The organism is Mesorhizobium waimense (assembly GCF_003601975.1).
GTDB classification, from domain to species: Bacteria; Pseudomonadota; Alphaproteobacteria; order Rhizobiales; family Rhizobiaceae; genus Mesorhizobium; species Mesorhizobium waimense.
Map to the genome: position 1 here is coordinate 1 of NZ_QZWZ01000228.1, position 419 is coordinate 419.

General features: G+C 63.5%; 1 protein-coding gene. It reads right to left on the reverse strand.

Going from position 1 to position 419, the window contains the following annotated elements; all coding sequences use genetic code 11:
- On the reverse strand, positions 1–315 hold a 315-nt coding region (locus D3227_RS40765; RefSeq protein ID WP_147377853.1), incomplete at its 3' end, for an aldo/keto reductase.
- Positions 316–419: the final 104 nt, after the last annotated feature.

Sequence of the window (419 nt, forward strand, 5' to 3'; positions counted from 1 at the left end):
GCGCAGGCGCTTCAGGCTGTTTTCGCAGGCGCGCTGCACGCCGGCGCGCGAAGCGTTTGACGGCAGCACTTTCGAAACCAGGAACGTTTCGTCGCGGCGCCCGGCGATGGCCTCGGCGACTACCTCCTCGGCACCGCCGCTGGCATACATTTCGGCGGTATCGATGAGCGTGATGCCAAGGTCGAGGCCGAGCTTGAGGGCGTTGACCTCATCGGCGCGGCGACGGATATCCTCGCCCATTTTCCACGTGCCCTGACCAAGCACCTGAACGGCTTCGCCGGAAGGCAGCGTAGTTGTTCTGATCGTCGATGGCATGGCAGGCTCCAGTTGAGGGCCGGTTCGCATCACAGGCTCGGCGGGAAATCCAGAGAGAGTTCTCGCCGAATCCTGGTTCGCGAAAGGCTTACTCCACCGGATGG